Origin of the sequence: Streptomyces lavendofoliae (assembly GCF_014649735.1) — a bacterium.
GTDB classification, from domain to species: domain Bacteria; phylum Actinomycetota; class Actinomycetes; order Streptomycetales; family Streptomycetaceae; genus Streptomyces; species Streptomyces lavendofoliae.
Genome location: NZ_BMTP01000001.1, coordinates 43852 through 63606 on the forward strand (window position 1 = coordinate 43852; position 19755 = coordinate 63606).

21 protein-coding genes and 1 pseudogene are annotated in these 19755 nt (G+C 73.6%); 12 read left to right on the forward strand and 10 right to left on the reverse strand.

All coding sequences use genetic code 11. The features are described from left to right. Positions 1-525: 525 nt before the first annotated feature. A pseudogene (locus IE109_RS32900) lies at positions 526-800 on the reverse strand (hypothetical protein); the annotation flags it as partial. Between the two features lie 78 nt (positions 801-878). On the opposite strand from IE109_RS32900, the gene IE109_RS00235 reads away from it, so the two are divergent. From IE109_RS00235 to IE109_RS00250, 4 genes are all read left to right on the forward strand, one after another. Then, on the forward strand, positions 879-1634 hold the full coding sequence (locus tag IE109_RS00235) for a GntR family transcriptional regulator (RefSeq protein WP_189548334.1): 756 nt from the start codon (positions 879-881) through the stop codon (positions 1632-1634). Between the two features lie 23 nt (positions 1635-1657). Continuing rightward, on the forward strand, positions 1658-1852 hold the full coding sequence (locus IE109_RS00240; RefSeq protein ID WP_189548335.1) for a hypothetical protein: 195 nt from the start codon (positions 1658-1660) through the stop codon (positions 1850-1852). Between the two features lie 647 nt (positions 1853-2499). Then, entirely contained in the window at positions 2500-2724 is a 225-nt protein-coding gene (locus IE109_RS00245) for a cold-shock protein (protein ID WP_189548336.1), read from the forward strand. 584 nt (positions 2725-3308) lie between these two features. Beyond that, positions 3309-3860 (forward strand): flavoprotein, encoded by a 552-nt coding sequence (locus IE109_RS00250; protein ID WP_189548337.1) that lies wholly within the window; start codon positions 3309-3311, stop codon positions 3858-3860. Positions 3861-3999: 139 nt separating this feature from the next. Here IE109_RS00250 and IE109_RS33960 read toward each other — a convergent pair whose 3' ends face one another. Beyond that, positions 4000-4074 (reverse strand): 50S ribosomal protein bL37, encoded by a 75-nt coding sequence (locus IE109_RS33960; protein ID WP_373297613.1) that lies wholly within the window; start codon positions 4072-4074, stop codon positions 4000-4002. A 173-nt stretch (positions 4075-4247) separates the two neighbouring features. Here IE109_RS33960 and IE109_RS00260 point away from each other — a divergent pair, with 173 nt between their 5' ends. Both IE109_RS00260 and IE109_RS00265 read left to right on the forward strand, forming a co-directional pair. Continuing rightward, on the forward strand, positions 4248-4451 hold the full coding sequence (locus IE109_RS00260) for a hypothetical protein (protein WP_189548338.1): 204 nt from the start codon (positions 4248-4250) through the stop codon (positions 4449-4451). A gap of 32 nt (positions 4452-4483) precedes the next feature. Beyond that, positions 4484-4753 carry a DUF2277 domain-containing protein gene (locus IE109_RS00265; protein ID WP_189548339.1) on the forward strand — a complete coding sequence of 90 codons (270 nt, stop codon included), beginning with the start codon at positions 4484-4486 and terminating at the stop codon, positions 4751-4753. 547 nt (positions 4754-5300) lie between these two features. Here the strand turns inward: IE109_RS00265 and IE109_RS00270 are convergent. From IE109_RS00270 to IE109_RS00290, 5 genes are all read right to left on the reverse strand, one after another. After that, positions 5301-6038 carry a DedA family protein gene (locus IE109_RS00270; RefSeq protein WP_189548340.1) on the reverse strand — a complete coding sequence of 246 codons (738 nt, stop codon included), beginning with the start codon at positions 6036-6038 and terminating at the stop codon, positions 5301-5303. Between the two features lie 326 nt (positions 6039-6364). Further along, complete coding sequence (locus IE109_RS00275; protein WP_189548807.1) at positions 6365-6805, reverse strand: DoxX family protein; 441 nt, start codon at positions 6803-6805, stop codon at positions 6365-6367. 60 nt (positions 6806-6865) lie between these two features. Further along, positions 6866-8692 carry an FAD/NAD(P)-binding protein gene (locus tag IE109_RS00280; RefSeq protein WP_229890475.1) on the reverse strand — a complete coding sequence of 609 codons (1827 nt, stop codon included), beginning with the start codon at positions 8690-8692 and terminating at the stop codon, positions 6866-6868. 602 nt (positions 8693-9294) lie between these two features. Next, positions 9295-10986 (reverse strand): alkaline phosphatase D family protein, encoded by a 1692-nt coding sequence (locus tag IE109_RS00285; RefSeq protein ID WP_189548341.1) that lies wholly within the window; start codon positions 10984-10986, stop codon positions 9295-9297. A gap of 243 nt (positions 10987-11229) precedes the next feature. Further along, entirely contained in the window at positions 11230-11874 is a 645-nt protein-coding gene (locus IE109_RS00290; protein ID WP_189548342.1) for an HNH endonuclease family protein, read from the reverse strand. 189 nt (positions 11875-12063) lie between these two features. Between IE109_RS00290 and IE109_RS00295 the strand changes: the two genes are divergently transcribed. Together IE109_RS00295 and IE109_RS00300 are read left to right on the forward strand one after the other, a co-directional pair. Continuing rightward, entirely contained in the window at positions 12064-12846 is a 783-nt protein-coding gene (locus tag IE109_RS00295; RefSeq protein WP_189548343.1) for an ABC transporter permease, read from the forward strand. 198 nt (positions 12847-13044) lie between these two features. Next, complete coding sequence (locus IE109_RS00300) at positions 13045-13629, forward strand: TMEM165/GDT1 family protein (RefSeq protein ID WP_189548344.1); 585 nt, start codon at positions 13045-13047, stop codon at positions 13627-13629. Positions 13630-13632: 3 nt separating this feature from the next. Here IE109_RS00300 and IE109_RS00305 read toward each other — a convergent pair whose 3' ends face one another. After that, positions 13633-14301, reverse strand: coding sequence for an HAD-IA family hydrolase (locus tag IE109_RS00305; RefSeq protein WP_189548345.1), 669 nt, complete (start codon positions 14299-14301; stop codon positions 13633-13635). 223 nt (positions 14302-14524) lie between these two features. Then, on the reverse strand, positions 14525-14779 hold the full coding sequence (locus IE109_RS00310) for a peptidoglycan-binding domain-containing protein (protein ID WP_189548346.1): 255 nt from the start codon (positions 14777-14779) through the stop codon (positions 14525-14527). A gap of 73 nt (positions 14780-14852) precedes the next feature. On the opposite strand from IE109_RS00310, the gene IE109_RS00315 reads away from it, so the two are divergent. Together IE109_RS00315 and IE109_RS00320 are read left to right on the forward strand one after the other, a co-directional pair. Continuing rightward, a complete protein-coding gene (locus IE109_RS00315) occupies positions 14853-15356 on the forward strand; it encodes a hypothetical protein (protein ID WP_189548347.1) in 504 nt (167 codons plus the stop codon). A 310-nt stretch (positions 15357-15666) separates the two neighbouring features. Then, positions 15667-17715, forward strand: coding sequence for an MDR family MFS transporter (locus IE109_RS00320; protein ID WP_189548348.1), 2049 nt, complete (start codon positions 15667-15669; stop codon positions 17713-17715). A 65-nt stretch (positions 17716-17780) separates the two neighbouring features. Here IE109_RS00320 and IE109_RS00325 read toward each other — a convergent pair whose 3' ends face one another. Then, the gene (locus IE109_RS00325) at positions 17781-18329 is read right to left on the reverse strand and encodes a GNAT family N-acetyltransferase (RefSeq protein ID WP_189548349.1); all 549 of its coding nucleotides are present in this window, start codon (positions 18327-18329) and stop codon (positions 17781-17783) included. 108 nt (positions 18330-18437) lie between these two features. On the opposite strand from IE109_RS00325, the gene IE109_RS00330 reads away from it, so the two are divergent. After that, positions 18438-19082: a hypothetical protein gene (locus tag IE109_RS00330; protein ID WP_189548350.1), complete on the forward strand. Its 645-nt coding sequence runs from the start codon at positions 18438-18440 to the stop codon at positions 19080-19082. Beyond that, positions 19082-19753 (forward strand): hypothetical protein, encoded by a 672-nt coding sequence (locus IE109_RS00335; RefSeq protein ID WP_189548351.1) that lies wholly within the window; start codon positions 19082-19084, stop codon positions 19751-19753. The genes IE109_RS00330 and IE109_RS00335 overlap by 1 nt, the downstream gene beginning before the upstream one ends. Positions 19754-19755: the final 2 nt, after the last annotated feature.

Consider the following 19755-nt stretch of genomic DNA (forward strand, 5'->3'; position numbering starts at 1 on the left):
AGGCGTTTGGCGCCGAGGGGGAGTTGGCGTAGGTCGGCTACTCGGCAGGGCTGGCCGCCGATCTGGATGACGTCACCTCGTTGGACGTTGATCGAGGTGATCTCGATGGGGGCGACCACAGCACCAGTCGGGGACCAAGGCTTCATGCCGTTGCCTCCGGGCGGGGCGGGGTCGTCGCCGGCGTGTGGCAGGGGCAGGCGCACGCCTCGTAGATCACCGGGATGTCGACCGGGGCCGTTACCGGGGAGGAGTGGGCGCACTCGTGGTGAGTGCCGATCTGGCACCGGGACGAGCGGTACGGGGTGGGCTTCGCGTGGGGCATCAGGCCGCCTCTGCCGGCGTGGGGTGGGGGTGCTCGGCAGTGAAGACGTGCCGGATGGCTAGGGGTGTGCTCGGGGCGATGATGGCCGGCCCCGGCGGGGTGGCGCGGCGTAAGGGCATGTGGGGGTGGGCGGTTCGGGCGTGCCGCGGTCTGGTCGGGTGGAGTGCGCGGCGGATACGGTTGCGCATGCTGATCAGCTCCCATCGCTGATGGCCGGGTCCCCGGACGTCGCGTGTCGCGGGGACCGCTTGTTCACTGCGGCCCAGAGGGTTCGGCCGCCGAGGCTGGTGGCGAGGAGACCGAAGCGGTCTGCCTGTGCCAGGACTTCCAGGACCTCCCGCCATGTCTCTGCGGGGAGGGTTTCCGGTACCTCCGCTTCGATCGACGTGTCTCTGGCGTGAGCTAGTACGCGTGTGGTCAGTCCGAGGGCGGACAACCGGGCGGCGAGGGCCTCCGCGCTTACTTCGGGAGCAGGCACAGAACAGCCTCCGTTACCGGTGATCACTTTAAGTGAAGCTAGTTAACTAGATTAGAGCTAGTGGACTAGATTTTCCATATGCCTGAGCAGCCGCCATACCTCCGTATCGCCGACGAACTGCGGCGGCGGATTGCGGAGCACGAGTGGAGTCCTGGAGACCGGCTGCCCTCGCGGGCCCAGATCGGCCAGGAGTGCGGGGTGGGCGAGAACGTTGTTCGCCGGGCCCAGGAGCTGTTGATCTCCCAGGGTGTGCTGGAGGGGCGGGCTGGGTCCGGGACCTATGTGGCCGAGCCCCGGCAGCGGGTGCGGATGGTGCGGTCCGCGGCGCGCGAGCAGCCGGACGGGTCGCCGTTCCGGGCGGACATGAAGGCCGTCGGGCGGAACGGTGGCTGGGAGAGTCGGACCGATGCGAAGGTGCCCGCGCCGGCCGAGATTGCCGCGCGGCTCGGGATTGGCCAGGGCGAGCTGTGCGTCCGGACCGTGTACGAGTTCCTCGCCGACGGGCGGCCCGTGCAACTGTCGACGAGCTGGGAGCCGTACGACCTCACCGGCGGGACTCTCGTCGTTCTGCCTGAGGGCGGGCCGCACGCTGGCGCCGGTGTTGTGAACCGGATGGCCGAGATCGGTATCAACGTCAGTCACGCCGTCGAGCAGCCCGAGCCGCGGCAGGCCACCGCTGAGGAAGCCTCACTTCTCGGGATCCAGAAGGCCGCGCTCGTCACGCACATCCGGCGGACGTACTACAGCGAGCAGGGCCGGCCCGTGGAGACGGCGGACATCGTCGTGCCCGCCGCACTGTGCGAGATCGTCTACGAGATCCCGATCAATCGCTGACGACACACCACACAAGGGGAGTCATGGAGTCGCTCGGTTTCGCCATCGGCGGTCTGATCTGGGGCGCACCTGTTGCCGCTCTCGTCGTACTGGTGGTTGTGGCCGCTGTGGTCGGCCGATGGCGGCGGAAGGCCATTGAGGCTCTGGAGCGCGGGGACCTGGAGGCGGATGGGCAGTGCGCATCCGGGCGGCTGGTTGGCGCGGCGGAAGAAGCCTGAGCCCGGTTCCTGGGCCGTGTGCTGTCGGCGTGCTGCTGTCCGCCGCGGTTGCGCCTCCCAGCTCTGCGTCGAGCGCTGGAAGCATTCCAGGGTCCGGCGACGAAGGGGGCAGGATGGTTCAGTCGAAGTGCGGTGCTCCTACCCAGAGCGGGGGCCGCTGCCAGAACAAGGCGATGACGGGTACCTCTCGGTGCTCCAAGCACCAGGGGGCGTGGTCCCCGTACGGGGTCGAGCAGCGGAAGAAGAAGGAAGCCGAAGCCAAGATGAAGAAGCTTCGGAAGAAGCGGTAGCGGGCCGTCGAGTGCGGCCGGCTGACATCCAAAACTGACATCAACGGCGGCGGATGACGGTGGTCGCACGCGATCCGCCCTTTGCGAGAGCGTCCCGCACGAACTTACAAAGCAGATGTCGGCGGTTCGAAACCGTCCGCGCCCACCAGTCAAAAGACCCCCAGCCGATCACGGTTGGGGGTCTTTTGACATCCGTACCTGTCAGCGACGGTCGCGGTCCCTGACGGCGACGGCGTGAGGATCCCCATTTCCCCGACCTGACAGGCGGCTCGGAGGTCCGGCGCGCTGGGACGCGTCGGTGATTCCCGGGGCCAGGCGCGGTGCGTCGGCGCGGACGGGACCCGTAGGGTGCCCCGCATGGTGACTGCGACTGTCCGTGAGTGGCGCGACGAGGAAGGCTGGGGCGTGCTCGACTCCCCGGAGACACCCGGCGGTTGTTGGGGCCACTACTCCCACATCCGGATGGAAGGGTTCCGCACGCTGTCGCCGGGACAGCGGGTGGACCTCCGGTGGGAAGCCCCTGGCTTCAAGCAGGACGGGTACGACTTCCGGGCGCTGGCCATCGTGGTTCGGCCGGCCTGACGTCCGCATCAGACATCACCGGCGGCAGACAGCAGCAGCTACGAGCGGTCCGTGACGCCCTTCCCCGGGGGCCTCGCGCGGGTGGCGGCCCGAGCCGCGCGGCGTATCTGGCGGCTCATGGCCGTAGCCCCGCCCCTGTGTCCCGAGTGCCACCGGACGATGCGGTCCGGAGGTTTCGTCCTGTCCGGTCGGGAGGGCGATGGCGAGCGCGCGTGCCGCGTCCTGTGGCGATGCACGTCTCGCCATGTCTGGTGGAGGTGGGCGGACCGTCCCGACGATTCGCTGGAGCCCTGTCCGTATCCTCAGCTCTTCCGCTCCTGACAGCGACGGCTGCCGGGCGGCACGGTGCATGCGTGCGCCGTGGGACAAGGGGGAACCGCCCTTGCGGGGTGATTATGTTCGGCCAGGTCTGCGCGTAGCGGGAGGGGGCTCTCGGCTGGGTCGGGGGTGGCCTTGATTGTCTACGCGGCCGGTGCCGATGACGGCGACTGCCTCCGCCGAACACTGCGCGGCCGGTTTCCGACGTAGGTGTATCGGCCAAGGCTGAGACTCGGCAGGCGTGTTGGGTGTGATCGGATGGGGGTATGACGAGGACCCTGCATCTGTTCTGCTCAGCCGCTCCGCCCGTATTCGATGTCGCCAGTGTGATCGAGGACGCTCAGCGCAGGGGCTGGGACGTCTGCCTTGGGCTGACGCCGACCACCGCCCGGTGGCTGGAGCACGGGCTGGACGGTCTGGCGGCGTTGACGGGGCACCCCGTGCGGGTCGAGTACGAGCTGCCCGGGCAGCCGGATCCGTGGCCCGCGGCGGACGTCGTGCTGTTCGCACCGGCCACGTTCACCGTGGTCAACGAGTGGGCGCTGGGACTGACGGGGAAGTTCGTCGTGAGCATGGCCTCCCAGGGAGCGGGGAAGCGGATTCCCACGGTGATGATGCCGTGCGTGAACGAGGCCCACGTGCAGCACCCGGCATTCGGTACGTCGGTGGCGACGCTGCGGGCGACCGGAGTGCGCGTGTTGTTCGGTGAGGGGACCTGCCTGCCCGATGCGCCGGGTGCGGAGCTGCCCGGCGGGTTCCCGTGGGGTGCCGCACTCGACGCCGTGGAGCGTGCCGGGCGGGAACAGGGCGGGGCCTGACGGCGCCGGTCGCACCGTCCCGAGAAGCGGTGGGTCGGGGCCACCGCCCGCGCCCTGCTGCTGCGCCACGCGCGCCCGCGCCGCCCCGAGCACACGGCGGTGCCGGAGCGGCGGGTGTGGCTCGCGGCGGAGGACCGGATCAGGCGTTGGGCCGCTTGCCGTGGTTGGCGCCCTTCTTCTTGCGGGCGCGGCGCTTGTTGCCTCGCTTGGACATGGCGTGCACCTCCGCAGCCAGTTTAGGTGCGGCCCGTGCGTCGCGCAGCGGACGCCGGACCGCGCGTGCGACGGAGCGCACCTTCGTGGGACCGCCGTGCGCCCTGCCTGGGCGGTCCCCGGGAGCGGGACCCTGCGTCAGGGGAACACCGACGCGTACCAGGAGGCGACGACATGGCTCGTACACAGTCCAAGTGCGGCGCGCGCACCAAGCACGGCGGGTGCTGTCAGCGGCTCGCCATGGTGGGCGCCCCACGGTGCAACCTGCACCGCGGGGACTGGGCCACCTACACGATCGAGCGGGAGAGGGAACGAGAGCGAGAGCGGGAGCGGGAGAGGGCGCGGGCAAGGGTGCGTCGCAAGCGGCCGAAGCGGTGACCGGGGAGGACGGGCGGGCGCACACTGGGGGCATGTGCCGCAGCATCAAGACCCTTCGCCCGCCCGTGCTCCCGACCGAGGCCACCGAGGAGGACATCCACGCCGCAGCTCTGCAGTACGTCCGTAAGGTGTCCGGCTTCCGCGCTCCCGCCGCGCACAACCGCGAGGTCTTCGAGCGGGCCGTGGAGGAGGTCGCCGAAGCGACCCGGCGGCTGCTCGACGGACTCGAGGTGCGGGGCGCCGCACGCGCGGTCGAGCACGAGGAGGCGGCCGGCCGCGTGCGGGCGCAGGACGTCTCCTGACCGGGGCCCGGTCAGGCCGGTCTGGCGCAGTGCCGGGCCCCGGGCCCCATGCCCCGGTAATGCCGGGCTGAGGCCGAGGAGTGCCGGAGCGCGGGCCGCCGGCAGGTGGTGCAGGAGCGTGAGCCCCGGGACGTTGCCGGGGGCATGCCGAGGTGGTGCCGGGAGCTGGTGTGCGAGGTGGCCGGGGTACGGGCGGAGGCGGTGCCGGGGCCACCAGGGCGGGGATGGTGTCCGAGGCCGGGTCCGAGGTGGTGCCGGGAGTCAGGCCCGGGTTCGGGCGAGGTCCGTGCTGGACGCCTGGATTCGGGGCGATACCGGGCGCAGGCCCCCCTGGTGGCGCCGAAGAGGCCCGAAGTGGTGCCGGAAGCTCGGCCCGGGGTTCGGGCCGAGGTCCGTGCTGAAGCCCGGGGGTGGTGCCCGGGGCAGGTGGACGCGGTCTGCGTGGTCCGGGCCGCAGCCCGCGCGGGAGCGCGAGGCCCGGGGTGGTGCTGGGTCGCGGGGGACGCGGTGGGGCCGTTGGTGTGGGGCGGTGCCGGGGTGATGGTCGTTAAGCGGTTGGTGCGGGTGCCGGGTGTGTGGGTGGGGGCGGCTGGGACGGGGAAACCGGCCGCGCCGGCGAGGGGACGGCCGCCTGGGCCGGGATGGGGAGGGCCGGCGTGAGCGGGGGCGCGACGGCAGTGGCGCTGCGGGCCGGAACGGGGGACGCGGCGCCCGAGGGGGCAGCGGGGCGCCGTACGACGTAGGCCGCCAGGGCACCCGCGAGGAACAGGGCCAGGACGGAGACGGCCACTCCGGTCCAGGTGGCGCCCAGCCACTGGCCGCCGAAGTAGCCCAGCGCCACGCTGTACGAGGCCCAGGCCACGCCCGCCAGGGCGGACCACGGCAGGAACTGGCCGGCCCTGCGGCGAGCCGCGCCCCAGCCCAGCGACACCACCGAGCGCCCGGCCGGCGCGAACCGGGCGACGACGACCAGGACGCCGCCGCCGCGGGCAAGGGCGGCGCCGAGACGTTCCTGCGCCATGGCCAGCCTGCGCGACCGGGAGATCAGCCGGTGCAGGCGGGACCGCCCGCGCCGTGCCAGGCCGTACGCCACGAGGTCGCCCACCACGGAGGCGGTGGCCGCGCAGAGGACCAGCGCGAAGAGCGAGCCGCCGCCGGTCGCGGCGACCGTCGCGGCGGTGACGACCAGGATGCCGCTCGGCAGCACCGGCAGGAACACGTCCAGCAGGACGGAGGCGGCGACGGCCGCGTAGATCCACGGGCCGGCGGCCACGCTTTCGAGCACCTTCACTCCCCGGTCCCGTGAAGCCGGTCCCCTGGAGCGGGCGGCGGCTGGACAGGCCGAAAGCGTACGCCGAAGGGCGGGCCGGGCGGCCACCCGGGCGGGGACCGGCGGCGACTGTGTGACGTCGGCGGCCCCGCCCGGTCCGGGAAGCGGACTCCGTCTCGCCCCCGCGTGGGCGGGAACGGGCGTCCATGCGTGCCCGGCGCCCGGCGCCCGGGGCCCGGCCGAGCCGGAGCGGCGCGGAGAGACGGAGAGGCGGAGAGGCGGACCAGCGGGGGAGCGGGACAAGCGGGGCGGGGCCGTGCGGGGCGGGGCCGTGCGGCTCGTTACGCGGCGACCGGCTCACGCCCGCGGTCGGTCGCCCGCGAGGACGAGAACACGGTGTCCAGCGACAGCGCGCCCGGGCCGGTGAAGACCAGCAGCAGCATCGACCAGCAGTACATGGCCGACAGTTCGCCGCCGTTCTGGAGCGGGAACAGGCCCATCGGCTGGTGGACCTTGAAGTACGCGTACGCCATCGCGCCCGAGGCGATGAACGCGGCGGCGCGGGTGCCGAGGCCCACCAGCACCAGGGCGCCGCCGACGAGCTCGATGACGGCCGCGTACCAGCCGGGCCAGCTGCCGGTCGGGACGGTGCCGCCGGTCCCGCCCGCACCGCCCAGGACGCCGAAGAGGGAGGCGGCGCCGTGGCACAGGAACAGCAGGCCGACGACGATCCGGAACAGGCCGAGGACGTACGGGCGGCCCTGATCGAGGCGCGCGGATATCTGGGACATGGGAATCCTTCGGTTGGGGACGGAACCGACGAGCCCCCAGGTTAGGGATTCCTAATCAATACTTGCAAGTTCAACATTCGGTCGTTCCGCTTCCGCGGTGGAGCATGCGCGGAGGGCGGCTCGAGCGACCGCGTCCGTGTCCGAAAGGGTCACCGAGTCGACGCCCGGCCGGGCGCCGGCCGCTGTCACCCAGTGCACGCCCTCCGTGGGGACACCCAGGGCGAAAACGGCCTGGTCGGCACGCCCCTGACGGTCAATCAGCCGGTACGGGGACGGTGTGACGTCCAGCCCTCCGGTGTCGTATCCGTCCACCACGTGAGTGCGGCACTGGCCGGACTCCAGCATTCCGGCGAGCAGTGGGTCGCCAGTGCGCCTCAAGTCGGGCTCCGGCAGCCGGGCCTCGATCAGTGTGGTGGCCGTCACGGCGGATCCCGGCACATCGGGAGACTCCGCCACGAACGCGCCGTTGTGGGGACGGATGCTCATACGGGGGCCGATCACGTCCAGCACCCCGGCCTCGATCAGGGCTGTCATCTCCTCGATGCGGCGGCGCGGCGGGCCGATCGAAAGGAAGGCGTTCAGTGGCGTGTACCAGCGGTCCAGGTGGTCCCTGCGCGAGGTGCCCGGCAATCCCGCGTGGTCGACGACGAGCCGAAGCTCGTTGCGGATGTCGCGCAGCACGTCCAGCGCGGCCTTGACCGGGCCGGTCACGTTGCCGAGCGCCGCGTCGGCCGCGTCCCGCCGCAGGTGCGCCAGCAGCCAGCCACGGAAGTCCGCCGGTGACCGAAACGTTTCCCCCGCGTACGGGCGCGAGATCCGCTCCCATGACCACCGGTCGCGGGGCGGCACGGCGTGCGCGTCGAGGGTGTCCTCCGGGGCGGCCAGGAAACGGCCGCGGAAGCCCCTCGGGTGGCGCAGCAGCGTGTCGTAGTACGTCGTCTCGACCTCCTTGGCCACCAGGGGCCATATCTCGTCCAGGAAGTCCGGCGGGTCACCCGCGTCCGCCCGCTTGCGGAACCTCTCGATGACGTCCGGGGTCAGCAGCAGCGGCTCATGCCGCGCGGAGGCGCCCTTCTCGTTGTCACCGCGCGCCTGGTACGGGACGCCGCGCCGCGAGCCGGCGTACAACCGGGGCTCCCGGCCCGACGGGCGGTAGACGCACCGGCCCTGGCCGTCGTGGTGGAACACCCCGCCGCGGCCCTCGGTCAGCAGCGCCATGTGGTCGAAGAAGTTCAGGCCCAGGCCGCGCAGCAGCACCGGTTCGCCGGGGGCGATCGGAGCCGGGTCGAGGTCCGCCGGGTTGGCGGGCGGGAAGTGGCGCAGGCCGTGCCGGGCCGCGTACGCGCCCAGGTGGCTGGACGACGGGTCCCGGACGACCGGGAGGTGGCCCTGGGCCAGCACGACCGCGCCCAGTCCGGTGAGGACGGTGCCGTCGTCCAGCACCAGGGTCCGCGGACCGTCGCCCCCCTCCAGCCGTACGGCACGGGCGGCGTGCACCCGCACGGTCACCTCGCGCGGCGCCTCGGCCACCGCGCGGGCGAACGCCCATTCCAGATAGGCGCCGTAGCAGGCGCGGGTGGGGTAGTCGTCGGGGCCGAGCCGGTAGGAGCGGGCCGCGGCCCACTCGTACAGGCTCGGCCCCCGGCGTATCGGGCCCTCGCAGCTCACGCTCTCGTCGGTGAAGACGGTCACCTGGCACGCCACCGTGTTCATGAGCAGTTCGGCCGGCTGGTCGGTGCGCCATACGCGCCCGGCGCCCGGCGGGGCCGGGTCGACGACATGGACGGTCAGCGGGGTTCCCGGGGCCAGCTCCGGGACGGAGGCGCAGAGCCGTTCGAGTACGGACGTGCCGCGGGGGCCCGCCCCGACCAGGGCCATGGCATGGGGAACTTCGGACGACAAGACTTCGGACTCCCGGAGCAGGGGGCGGTGTCGGCGGTGCCCGCGGGGGCGGGCGGAAGTCATCATGCCGGTGCCGCGCCTCTCACCGAACCCTTGGCCGGAGGATCACCATCCGCTATGGGCGGGATTGTGGGAGGCCTGATGCGGACGTTCACCGGACATTCACAGCGCGGGCGTGCGGTCCGCCCGCCGCGCCGGGCCGCGATCCGCCCCGCCCCAAGGCCCCCGGCCGGGCCGCCCGGCCTGCGGTTACGCCCGTCCGGCCCGACCGTCGAACGCCGGCCGCCGCCGGTCCGGGCCGCCTCCGGTCATGCCGACGGCCGGGTTCCGGTCACGTCGTCCCGGGGGTCTCTTCCCGTCCGCGTCCGGCGGCCCCGGCTGCCCGCGCCCCGCCTGCCCGCGCCCCGGCCCGCGTGCGCCTCCGTCCCGGCCGCCTCCGCACCCCGGCCCGCGTGCGCCTCCGTCCCGGCCGCCTCCGCGCCCGGCGCGACCGCGCCTGCGGCGCGGCGACCGCCTCTCCGCCTCCGGCGCGACCACCCGCCGCGCCCGCCGCGCCCCGGGCCTGACCGCGCCTCCGCCTACGCCGCGCCGTCCCGGCGCGGCGTCAGGCTCCGCGTGTGCACCGTCCGCAGCTCGGCACCGCTCCCGTCGCGGCCCCGTGCCGCCGCGTGCTCCAGGCGCAGCTCCGCCTCCCGCCCGCGCAGCGTCAGCGTCATCAGCTGGTTGCCGAACCACGGCCCGCCCGTACGGCGCCAGTCCACGACCGGCCGCCCCGTCCGGCCGTGCCGCCGCAGGGCGTACCCGATCCACCGCCCCGCCCGGCTCCAGCTCAGCCGGAACCCGGCGCGCAGCGCCGCCGGGATGCGGTTGTGGACCGGCGAGCAGGTCAACTGGACGATCCGCGCGGACGCCGGGGTGGTGGCACCTTCCGGCCATGCGGGCTCGGCGACGTACGCGTGGTGCACGTCGCCCGACAGGACGCACACCGTCGCCGGGGCGTCCGGCCCGCTGCCGGCCTCGGCGAGCAGCCGTGTCAGCCGCTCGAAGGAGTCCGGGAAGGCGGCCCAGTGCTCCAGGTCGGCCGCCCGGCGCACCCGCTCCGCCAGCCGCGCCCACCGGTCACCCCGCTCACCGCGGCACAGCGCGGCGTTCCAGGTCTCCGCGTCGTGCATCATCGGCGCCAGCAGCCACGGCAGCGACGCGCCCACCAGCAGGTGGTCGCAGTCCTCCCGGTCGGCCAGGAGCTGCTCGACCAGCCAGTGGGCCTCGTCCTCGTCGTGCATGGCCCGCTTCTGCTCGTCCAGCACACGCCCCGCCCGGCTGTCGATCATCACCAGCCGCGTACGGCCGAAGTCGCGGCGGTAGCTCCACCGCACCCGGGCCGGGTCGGCGTCCGCGTCGGCGGCGAACCTGCGCAGCACCTCCGTGCCGTCCGGGGCGGCGCGGACCTCCGCGTACAGGGGATCGGCGTCCAGTTCGTCGGGGGAGAGGTTGCCCAGGTGCTGGTGGACCCAGTACGACATCAGCCCGCTGAGGATGCGCTCGCGCCACCAGCCTTCGCGGCGCATGTCGGCCACCCAGGAGGCACTGGTGTTCCAGTCGTCGATCACGTCGTGGTCGTCGAAGATCATGCAGCTGGGGACGGTGGACAGCAGCCAGCGCACCCCCGGGTCGAGCCAGGACTCGTAGTAGAGGTGGGTGTACTCCTCGTAGTCGGCCACCTGTGCTCCGGGCGCCTGGCGCAGGTCCCGGCGTTCCGCCAGCCAGCGGCGGGTGTCCTTGGAGGTCTCGTCGGCGTACACCTGGTCGCCGAGGAGCAGCAGGACGTCCGGGCGCACGGCACCGGGGTCCCCCGCCAGGCGGGTCGCCAGGGTGTCGAGGGCGTCCGGGCCGACCGGGTCGTCGCCGCCGTCGGGGGGCGCGGCCCAGCGGCAGGACCCGAACGAGACGCGCACCTCGTCGGTGCCGGGCCGGGGCGCGGTGATGGTGCTGGCGGGGTAGCGGTAGTCCGGCCCGGTGGGCGGCCACACCGGACGGCCGTCGAGCAGGACCTCGTACGGCGTGGTGGAGCCGGGGGTCAGGCCGGTGACGGGCACCAGGGCGTAGTGGTGCCCGGCCACCTGGAAGGTCCGGACGCTGCCTCCGGCACCGTCCGCGCACCGCACCTCGGCCGTGCAGGGGCGGTCGGCCTCGACCCAGACGGTCGCCCGGTCCCCGCGCTCCCAGTCGACATGCCGCAGGAGTGGTCCCAACCGCAGTCCGGCTGCCATGCCCGCCTCCTCATCGACTCCGTGGACTCGTCCACCGGCTCGTTCATCCCCGGGGAGACCGCGATCCCCGCAGGGACCACGTTCCCGCGATCACCGCGATCACGTTCCCGGATCACCGCGGACTCCGCGGTCACCAGCTCCCGGCGACCTCAGCGGTCCCCGCGGAGGCCGCCTCCGCCGACTCGTCCGTACTACTTCTGTACGGTACGGGGCGGAGGAGGCGCAAGGAACCGGGAGAGCAGGTCAGCAGCCGTTGAGCACCGACTGCAAAGCGCTCTTCTCCGCGGAGTCCACGCTCAGGTTCCAGTGGTACTTCACGTGTACCCACATCCGGGCGTACGTGCAGCGGTACGCGGTGCGCGGCGGCAGCCACTCGGCGGGGTCGAGGTCGCTCTTGGCCTGGTTGACGTCGTCGGTGACCGCGATGAGCTGCGGGCGGGTGAGGTCGTTGGCGAAGGACTGGCGCTGAGAGGTGGTCCAGGCGTTCGCGCCGGAGCGCCACGCCTCGGCCAGGGCGACGACGTGGTCGATGTCGAGGTCCGACGCCGCGCGCCAGGTGGCGCCGTCGTACTCGGAGTACCAACTGCCGCTGACCGCCGCGCAGCCGGAGTCCTGGACGACGTTGACACCGTCGCGCTTGAGGACGACTTCGCGGGTGTTGCAACTGCCCGACTGGGTGACCCAGTGCGGGAACAGGTCGCGGCTGTAGCCGCTGGAGGAACCTTCCGCCTTCACCGTGAGCTGGCCCAGGTAGGTACGGGCGGTGGCGGCGCTGATCGGGGTGGGCGGAGCGGCCTGGGCGGCGGGGGCGGTGGCCAGGACGCCGGTGGCGGTGAGTGCGGCGGAGGCGGCGAGGACGGCTATTCGACGCGCGTAGACACCGGACATGGGTAACTCCCTTGGGATGTGGGGGCGGTGGCCGGCTGCCCGGTCGGGCTGCTCGGTCATCGTGGTGGCGCCAGGTTGCCCCGGGGGATGCGCCGGGTTACAGAGTGACGACATGCGCACGTCACATCAAGGGTTGTGCCCGGTTCCTGACGGCCCGGCACCTGCCTTGTCCGGCTTTAGGGTTGACGTGTGCTGCTGCCCGTCAATGCCACGTTCGCGGCTGTTCTCGCCGTCCTGCTCGCCGTCGCCGCCACCGTCGTGGCGCTCGCCCACCTGCGGGCGCCGCGCGAGATCGTCACGGCGGGGGTGCGGGCGGCGGCGCAGCTGGCCGCCGTGTCCCTGGTCATCGGGTGGGTCGTCCGCTCCGTACCGCTGCTGCTGGCCTTCCTGCTGCTCATGTACGCCGTCGCCGTCCGTACCGCGGGGCGCCGCGTCACGCCCAACGGCACCTGGTGGTGGGCGGCCGTGCCCATCGCCACCGGGGTCGTCCCCGTCGTCGGCGCGCTGCTGCTGACCGGTCTCGTGCCACCGAAGGGCATCGCCCTGGTGCCGGTGGCCGGCATCCTCATCGGCGGGGCGCTCACCGCGACCGTGCTCGGCGGGCGGCGCGCCCTGGACGAGCTCGGCACCCGGCACGGCGAGGTGGAGGCGGGGCTGGCGCTCGGGCTGCCGGAGCGCGACGCGCGGCTGGAGGTGGCCAGGGAAGCGGCGGCGGACGCCCTGCTGCCGGGGCTCGACCAGACGAGGACGGTGGGGCTGGTCACGCTGCCGGGGGCGTTCGTCGGGATGCTGCTGGGCGGGGCGTCGCCGCTCCAGGCGGGGGCGGTGCAGCTGTTCGTGCTGGTCGGGCTGATGGCCGTGCAGGCCGTGGCGGTCGCGGCGGTGCTGGAGCTGGTCGCGCGGGGCCGGCTGCACCGGCGCGAGGGGCGGCCGGGCGGATCACGTACCCTGGACGGAGCAGAAGGGGAGTAGCTCTTCGCCGGAACGTCGACATACTGCTGGGCCTCGCGCCCGGCCGGCGCCCGGAGGCACGCCGTCGGGCGGGCCAGCGAGACCTTCGGCAACAGCAGTGCCATGCCTGTCCCCATTCATGGTGCCGCCGTGCCGGAGTGACCCCTGACACGTCTCTTCTCGGTACGGCGGAGCCCGACCGATCGAGGAATCCCACCCGTGCTCAGCCTCACGATCATGGCCATCACCTTCGGCGTCGTCTTCCTCGCCGAGCTTCCCGACAAGACCGCGCTGGCCGGCCTCATGCTGGGCACCCGCTACCGCGCGTCCTACGTCTTCGCGGGCGTCGCCGCCGCCTTCGCCGTCCACGTCGTGCTCGCGGTGGCCGCGGGCAGCGTCCTGACCCTCCTCCCGCAGCGGCTGGTGCAGGCCCTGGTGGGCGTGCTGTTCCTGGCGGGCGCGGCGGTGCTGCTGCTGAAGAAGGCCGACGAGGACGAGGAGAACATCAAGGCCCCGGCCGACCAGTCCTTCTGGAAGGTCTCCGGGGCGGGCTTCATGCTGATCCTGGTCGCGGAGTTCGGCGACCTGACGCAGATCATGACGGCGAACCTCGCCGCCCGCTACGACGACCCGCTCTCCGTCGGCCTCGGCGCCGTGCTCGCGCTGTGGGCGGTCGCCGGAATCGGCATCCTGGGCGGCCGCACGCTGATGAAGTACGTGCCGCTGCGGCTCATCACCAGGGTCGCCGCCTGCCTGATGCTGGCGCTGGCGGGCTTCAGCCTGTACGAGGCGCTGGCGGCGTGACGCCTACGCGGTGACGTGCAGGCGGATCGCGTCACCGGCGCGGTCCGCCTCCACGCGCACGTGCGTGAGGTCCGGTACGAGGACGTCGGGGGCGAACGCGCCCGCGCGCGGTCCGACGCCCACCACGCGCATCCCGGCGGCGCGTCCCGCCTCGATGCCCGCCTCGGAGTCCTCGAACACCACGCAGTCCGCGGGGTCGAAGCCCAGCTCGGCGGCGCCCTTCAGGAACCCCTCGGGGTCCGGCTTGCTGGCGCCCACCATCTCGGCGGTCACGCGCACCCGCGGCATGCGCAGCCCGGCCGCCCCCAAGCGGGCCCGGGCGAGCGCCCCGTCGGCCGAGGTGACCAGGGCGTGGGGCAGTGCGGCGATGGCGGCCATGAAGGCGGGCGCGCCGCCGATCGGCACGACGCCGTCCAGGTCGGCGGTCTCCTCGGCGAGCATCACGCGGTTGTCGGCGTGGTTCTCCTCCATGTGGCGGTCCGGGAGGAGGACCGCCATGGTGGCGTAGCCCTGGCGGCCGTGGACCACCTTGAGGGCCTCCTGCGGGTCGAGCCCGTGCCGCAGCGCCCAGCGGCGCCAGCAGCGCTCCACCACGGCGTCCGAGTTCACGAGCGTGCCGTCCATGTCGAGCAGGAGGGCCCGGGCGGTCAGGACGGAGGGGGCGGCCGGCATCGGCGATCTCCACGGGGAGGGTGGGGTGGGGGGTACGAAGTGGCCCGCCCGCCGGTCAGGGTATACGGGCGGGACCACTTTGTTCCTTCACGATACAAAACCGGGCGGCCGAACGCCAGTCCGCCCCCGTCCGGCGACGCTGGGGGGACCGGCGCGGAGGGCGCGGCCTGCCGGCCGGGTTGCCAGAAGGGCGTACGCGGGCGGGGTGAGGCGCGCCGGGGGGTCAGCGGGGGGTCGTCTCCGACTCCAGCCACTCGCGGGTTTCCGGGCCGTACACGCCCCAGCCGTCGCTCCGGAGGTCGCGGGCCTGCTGGTACTGGCCCACGCTCCACTCCACGTCCTTGTTGTAGCGGCCGTTCATCGGCCCGTCGTAGAGGCCGGCCTCCCGCAGCCGGTGCTGGAGCTCGGTGACCGCCGCCCCGGAGTCGCCGCGCCGCAGGGTGGCCGGCTCCTCGGGGGAGGGCTCCGCGCTGGGCACCCGGCTCCGGTCGGGCGAGGGCGTCGGCCGGTCCGGGCTGTCCGAGGGACTCGGGGAGGCCGACGCCGACGGTGTGTCCGGCACCGCGACGGCCAGGGACGCGGAGACCGTCACCGAGGCGGACGGGGCGGCCGACCGCGACGCGGAGGCCGACGCCGAGGCGGACGGCGACCCCGTCCCCGCCGCCGGCCCCGACGGCGACGCCGGCCCGGAGGCCCGCGACGGCCCCTCGGGCTCTCCGCTCGGCCAGGCCGGCGTGCTCGGCCCCAGGTCGGGAAGGACCCGGTCCGCCTTGCCGTCCCCGCCGGACAGCCCACCCGCGAACGCCGCAACGCCCACCACCGCGACCACCGCCGCCACGGCGCCCACCACGGCGTACGGCCGACGGGCACGGCTCCGGGACCGGGCGGCGGCCCGGGCCTGCGCCCGTGTGCCGGCCCGTGCGCCACGCGGCGGGCCCACCGTCTCCAGCGGTACCAGCTCGGGCTCCAGCGGCACGTACAGCGGCATGGTGGAGACCGGCGTCCCCGGCGGCGGCGCGACGGGGCCGGGCGCCGCCGAGCCCGACGGCTCCTGACCCCGGCCGGCCTCCCCGCCGAGGTTCACGTACGGACGTATCCCCAGCGTGTCCTCCGTGGAGGCACAACCGCAGTCGCCGTCGCACTCAGGACAGAACTGTCCCGTCAATGTGGGCCCCTCCCCTTTGAACTGCGAGCGATTATGCAGCCCGCCGGGCGCCGTGGAGGACCACGGTCCGCCCCCTCCTCCCCGTTCAGCGGGCCGTATCGGGACGAAGCGCCCAGGATGGGATGAGGAAACGAGGGGGTACGCGTCCGACCCGCCCGCCCGCGCGACGAGGGATGACGAGGGATGACGAGGGAGAAACCATGGCGCAGGAAGTGACCACACCGGCCACCGGCCCCGCCCCGGGACAGGGACAGAACCGGCGCACCGTCCTGGTCGCCATCGGCGCCCTGCTGCTCGGCATGCTCCTGGCGGCGCTCGACCAGACCATCGTCTCCACCGCCCTGCCGACCATCGTCAGCGAACTCGGCGGCATGGAGCACCTGTCCTGGGTCGTCACCGCCTACATGCTCGCCTCGACCGCCGGCACGCCCCTCTGGGGCAAGCTCGGCGACCAGTACGGGCGCAAGAAGCTTTTCCAGACCGCCATCGTCATCTTCCTCATCGGCTCCGCGCTGTGCGGCGTCGCGCAGAACATGCCGCAGCTCATCGCGTTCCGGGCCGTCCAGGGCCTGGGCGGCGGCGGCCTGATGGTGCTGTCCATGGCCATCGTCGGCGACCTGGTCTCACCGCGGGAGCGCGGCAAGTACCAGGGCCTGTTCGGCGCGGTGTTCGGCGCCACCAGCATCCTCGGGCCGCTCCTGGGCGGGCTGTTCACCGAGCACCTCTCCTGGCGCTGGGTGTTCTACATCAACCTGCCCATCGGCGTCGTCGCGCTCTTCGTCATCGCCGCGGTGCTCCACATCCCCGTGCGCTCCACCCGCCACACCATCGACTACCTCGGCACCTTCCTCATCGCCTCCGTCGCCACCTGCCTCGTCCTCGTGGCGTCCCTCGGCGGCACCACCTGGGCCTGGGGCTCGGCGCAGATCATCGCCCTCGCCGTCCTCGGCGCGGTCCTGCTCGTCTGGTTCGTGCGCGTCGAACGGCGGGCCGCCGAGCCGGTGCTCCCGCTGAAGCTGTTCCGCATCCGCACCTTCACCCTGGTGTCGGTCATCAGCTTCATCGTCGGCTTCGCGATGTTCGGCGCGATGACCTACCTGCCGACCTTCCTCCAGGTCGTCAGGGGCGTCACCCCGACGATGTCGGGGGTGCACATGCTGCCGATGGTGCTCGGCATGCTGCTGACGTCCACCGCGTCGGGCCAGATCGTCAGCCGTACCGGCCGCTGGAAGGTCTTCCCGGTCCTCGGCACCGCCATCACCGCCCTCGGCCTGGTCCTCCTGCACCGGATGAAGGTGTCCAGCTCGGACTGGGAGATGAGCCTGTACTTCTTCGTCTTCGGCGCCGGACTCGGCCTCGTCATGCAGGTCCTGGTCCTGGTCGTGCAGAACGCCGTCGGGTACGAGGACCTCGGCGTCGCCACCTCCGGCGCCACCTTCTTCCGCTCCATCGGCGCCTCCTTCGGCGTGGCCATCTTCGGCACGGTCTTCACCAACCGGCTCACCGGCAAACTCGGCGAGGCCCTCGCCGGCCGGGAGCTGCCACCGGGAGCCGGGGCGGACCAGCTCGCCGCCGACCCGCGCGCCATCGGCGCACTGCCGCCCGACCTGCGCCCCGCCGTGCTGGACGCCTACGCGACCTCCATCACGGACGTCTTCCTGTACGCCGCGCCCGTCGTCGTCCTCGCCTTCCTCGTCGCCCTGCTGCTGAAGGAGGACCGGCTGCGCGCCGCGGTCACCGCCCCGGACCCCAGCCAGACGGTCGCCTCCAACCCCGTCGAACGCTCCTCGTACGACGAGTGCGCCCGCGCGCTGTCGGTCCTCGGCTCCCGTGAGGGGCGCAAGGAGATCTACGAGAAGATCACCGCCCGCGCGGGGCTCGACCTGCTCCCCGCCGCCAGCTGGCTGCTGCTGCGCGTGCGCCGCCACGGCGCGGTGGAGCCCGGGCTGCTCGCCGACACCACGCCCGTACCGCTCCGGTTCATCACCGAGGCGGCCCGGCAGCTGGAGGAACGGCGTCTGGTGCGCCGCGAGGGCATCCAGTTGCTGCTCACCGAGCAGGGCGTGGCCGTGGCCGCGCGGCTGGCGCATGCCCGGGAGGAGTCCCTCGCGGAGCTGCTGGGCGACTGGTGGGGGCCGGAGCGGCCGACCGACCTGGTGCGGTTGGTCGAGGAGCTGACGGCCGAGCTTTCCGGTTCCCGGCGGGAACGGCCACGGGCCGTGGAGGTGCGCCGGAACCACGCGCGCTAGCCCGGTCGGGCCCGCCGCGCCCGGTCGGGCCGTGCGGCTCGGGCCGGGCCGGGGCCCGGTCGGTGTCAGGCCAGGGGCGTGCCTCCGCCGACACGCTTCCGGACGCTTCCCGGGGGCCGGCCGGCGGCCGGCAGCTCCTTGCCGTACCAGATCTCCATGTACGGGCCTTCGCAGTACGCGGGGATCTCGCGGTAGCCGCACCGGGCGTACAGGGCGCGCGCCTCCACCAGGTCCAGGCGGGTGTTGAGCACCATGCGCCGGGCGCCCAGCCCGGCGGCGGCGGTCTCCAGCGCGTCCATCAGCAGGCCGGCACCGCCGGTGCCGCGGAAGGCGTGCCGGACGAAGACCCGCGTCAGCTCGGCCCGTTCGCCGTCCAGCATCAGCACCCCGCCGCACGCGGCGGGCTTCCCGTCCACCCGGCCGACCACGAACTCGCCCTTGGGCGGCGACAGTCGCTCCAGCCCGTCGTTGAGGATCCCGTCGTCGATCTCGTCCGCCGTGATGGGCCGCCGGTAGTAGCGGCTCGCCACGTCGTGGTAGTAGTCGACCCGGAGAGCGGTGGCGTCGGGCGTGTCGTAACGCTCGGGGCCGATGCTCCAGTTGGTACTCGTCATGGGGTGTCTCTATCCGAGGGGGCCCTCGTTTGGCCAACGTATTTGCGGCAACACGGCCGTCGAACAGACACGAAGGAACCCCGACCCCTGGATCGAGGGAAGACAGTCATGTCCACTGTCCTGATCGTCGTCGCCCTGGTCGTCGTCTTCGTCGCCGTGGTCGCCGCGGTCCTGTACGCCGGACCGGGCAGGGGAGGCGGCCGCCGCGGGCGCGGGCTGAAGCGGCGGTTCGGCCCCGAGTACGAGCGGACCGTCGCCCGGCACGACGGTGACACCAAGGCCGCGGAACGCGAACTCGCCGAGCGCGTCCGGATCCATGGTGACCTGCGGCCGCGACCGCTGTCCCGGGAGGCCCGTGAGCGGTACGTGGCCCTCTGGGCGGGCCTGCAGGAGCAGTTCGTCGACGCGCCGCGCCAGGCCGTCTCCGAGGCGGACCGACTGCTGGCCCGGCTGGCCGAGGACCGCGGCTTCCCGGCGGCCTCCGCGTACGAGGAGCAGGTCGCCGCGCTGTCCGTGCACCACGCCGACCACGTCGACGGCTACCGCCGGGTGCACCGCAGTGCCCACACGGACGGCCGTGACCCGCACATGGGCACCGAGGAGCTGCGTGCCGCGATGGTCGACGCCCGCCGGCTCTTCGAGGAGCTGGTGGCCGAGCACTCCGAGGACCACGCCCGCCACGCCCCGCGCCGCCGGGAGAGCCGCGGCCACCGGGTCGACGCGCCGTGGCAGCCGAAGGGGAGTGGTGCCTGATGTCCCCGCAGGAGCCGACCCCGCAGAGGCCGACCCCGCCGGAGTCGCCCGCACGGCACGGCACCGGTGACCCCTACGGGGCCGGCCCCCGGACGGGTACGTCGTACCGGGTCGCCCCGCTGAACGAAGCCGCCACCGGACCCGGGGCCCCGCCGCCCGCCGCCCGGGACGCGGCTTCCGCCGCACCCGGCGCGGTCCAGAAGGTCGAGGCTTCCACGGGAACTCCGACCGGCACCGCACCCACGACCGGCACCCCGACCGGAACCGCGCCCGGCACCACGCCCCCCGCCGGCGGCCACTCCGCCGGATCCCCCGCCCCGGCCGCGTCCCCGGCCGGGGACGGCGCCCGCGAGGACGCGCCCCGCAAGGGGGAGGTGGCCGGGGTGTCCGCGCCGCTGATGCCGGACGAGACCCGGGAGGACCTCGCCCGGCGGATGCAGCGGGCGCTCAGCGGGTTCGTCGACAGCCCGCACCGTTCCGTGAAGGAGGCCGCCGACGTGCTGGACGCGGCCGCCGACGAGCTGACGGCCGCCCTCGCCGACCACCGCCGCGCCCTGCGCGCCGACTGGGACGGGGACGGGCGCGGCGACGACCGGGAGCCGGACACGGAGCGGCTGCGGGTCACGCTGCAGGCGTACCGCGCGATGGCCGAGCGCCTGCTGCGGGTGTGACG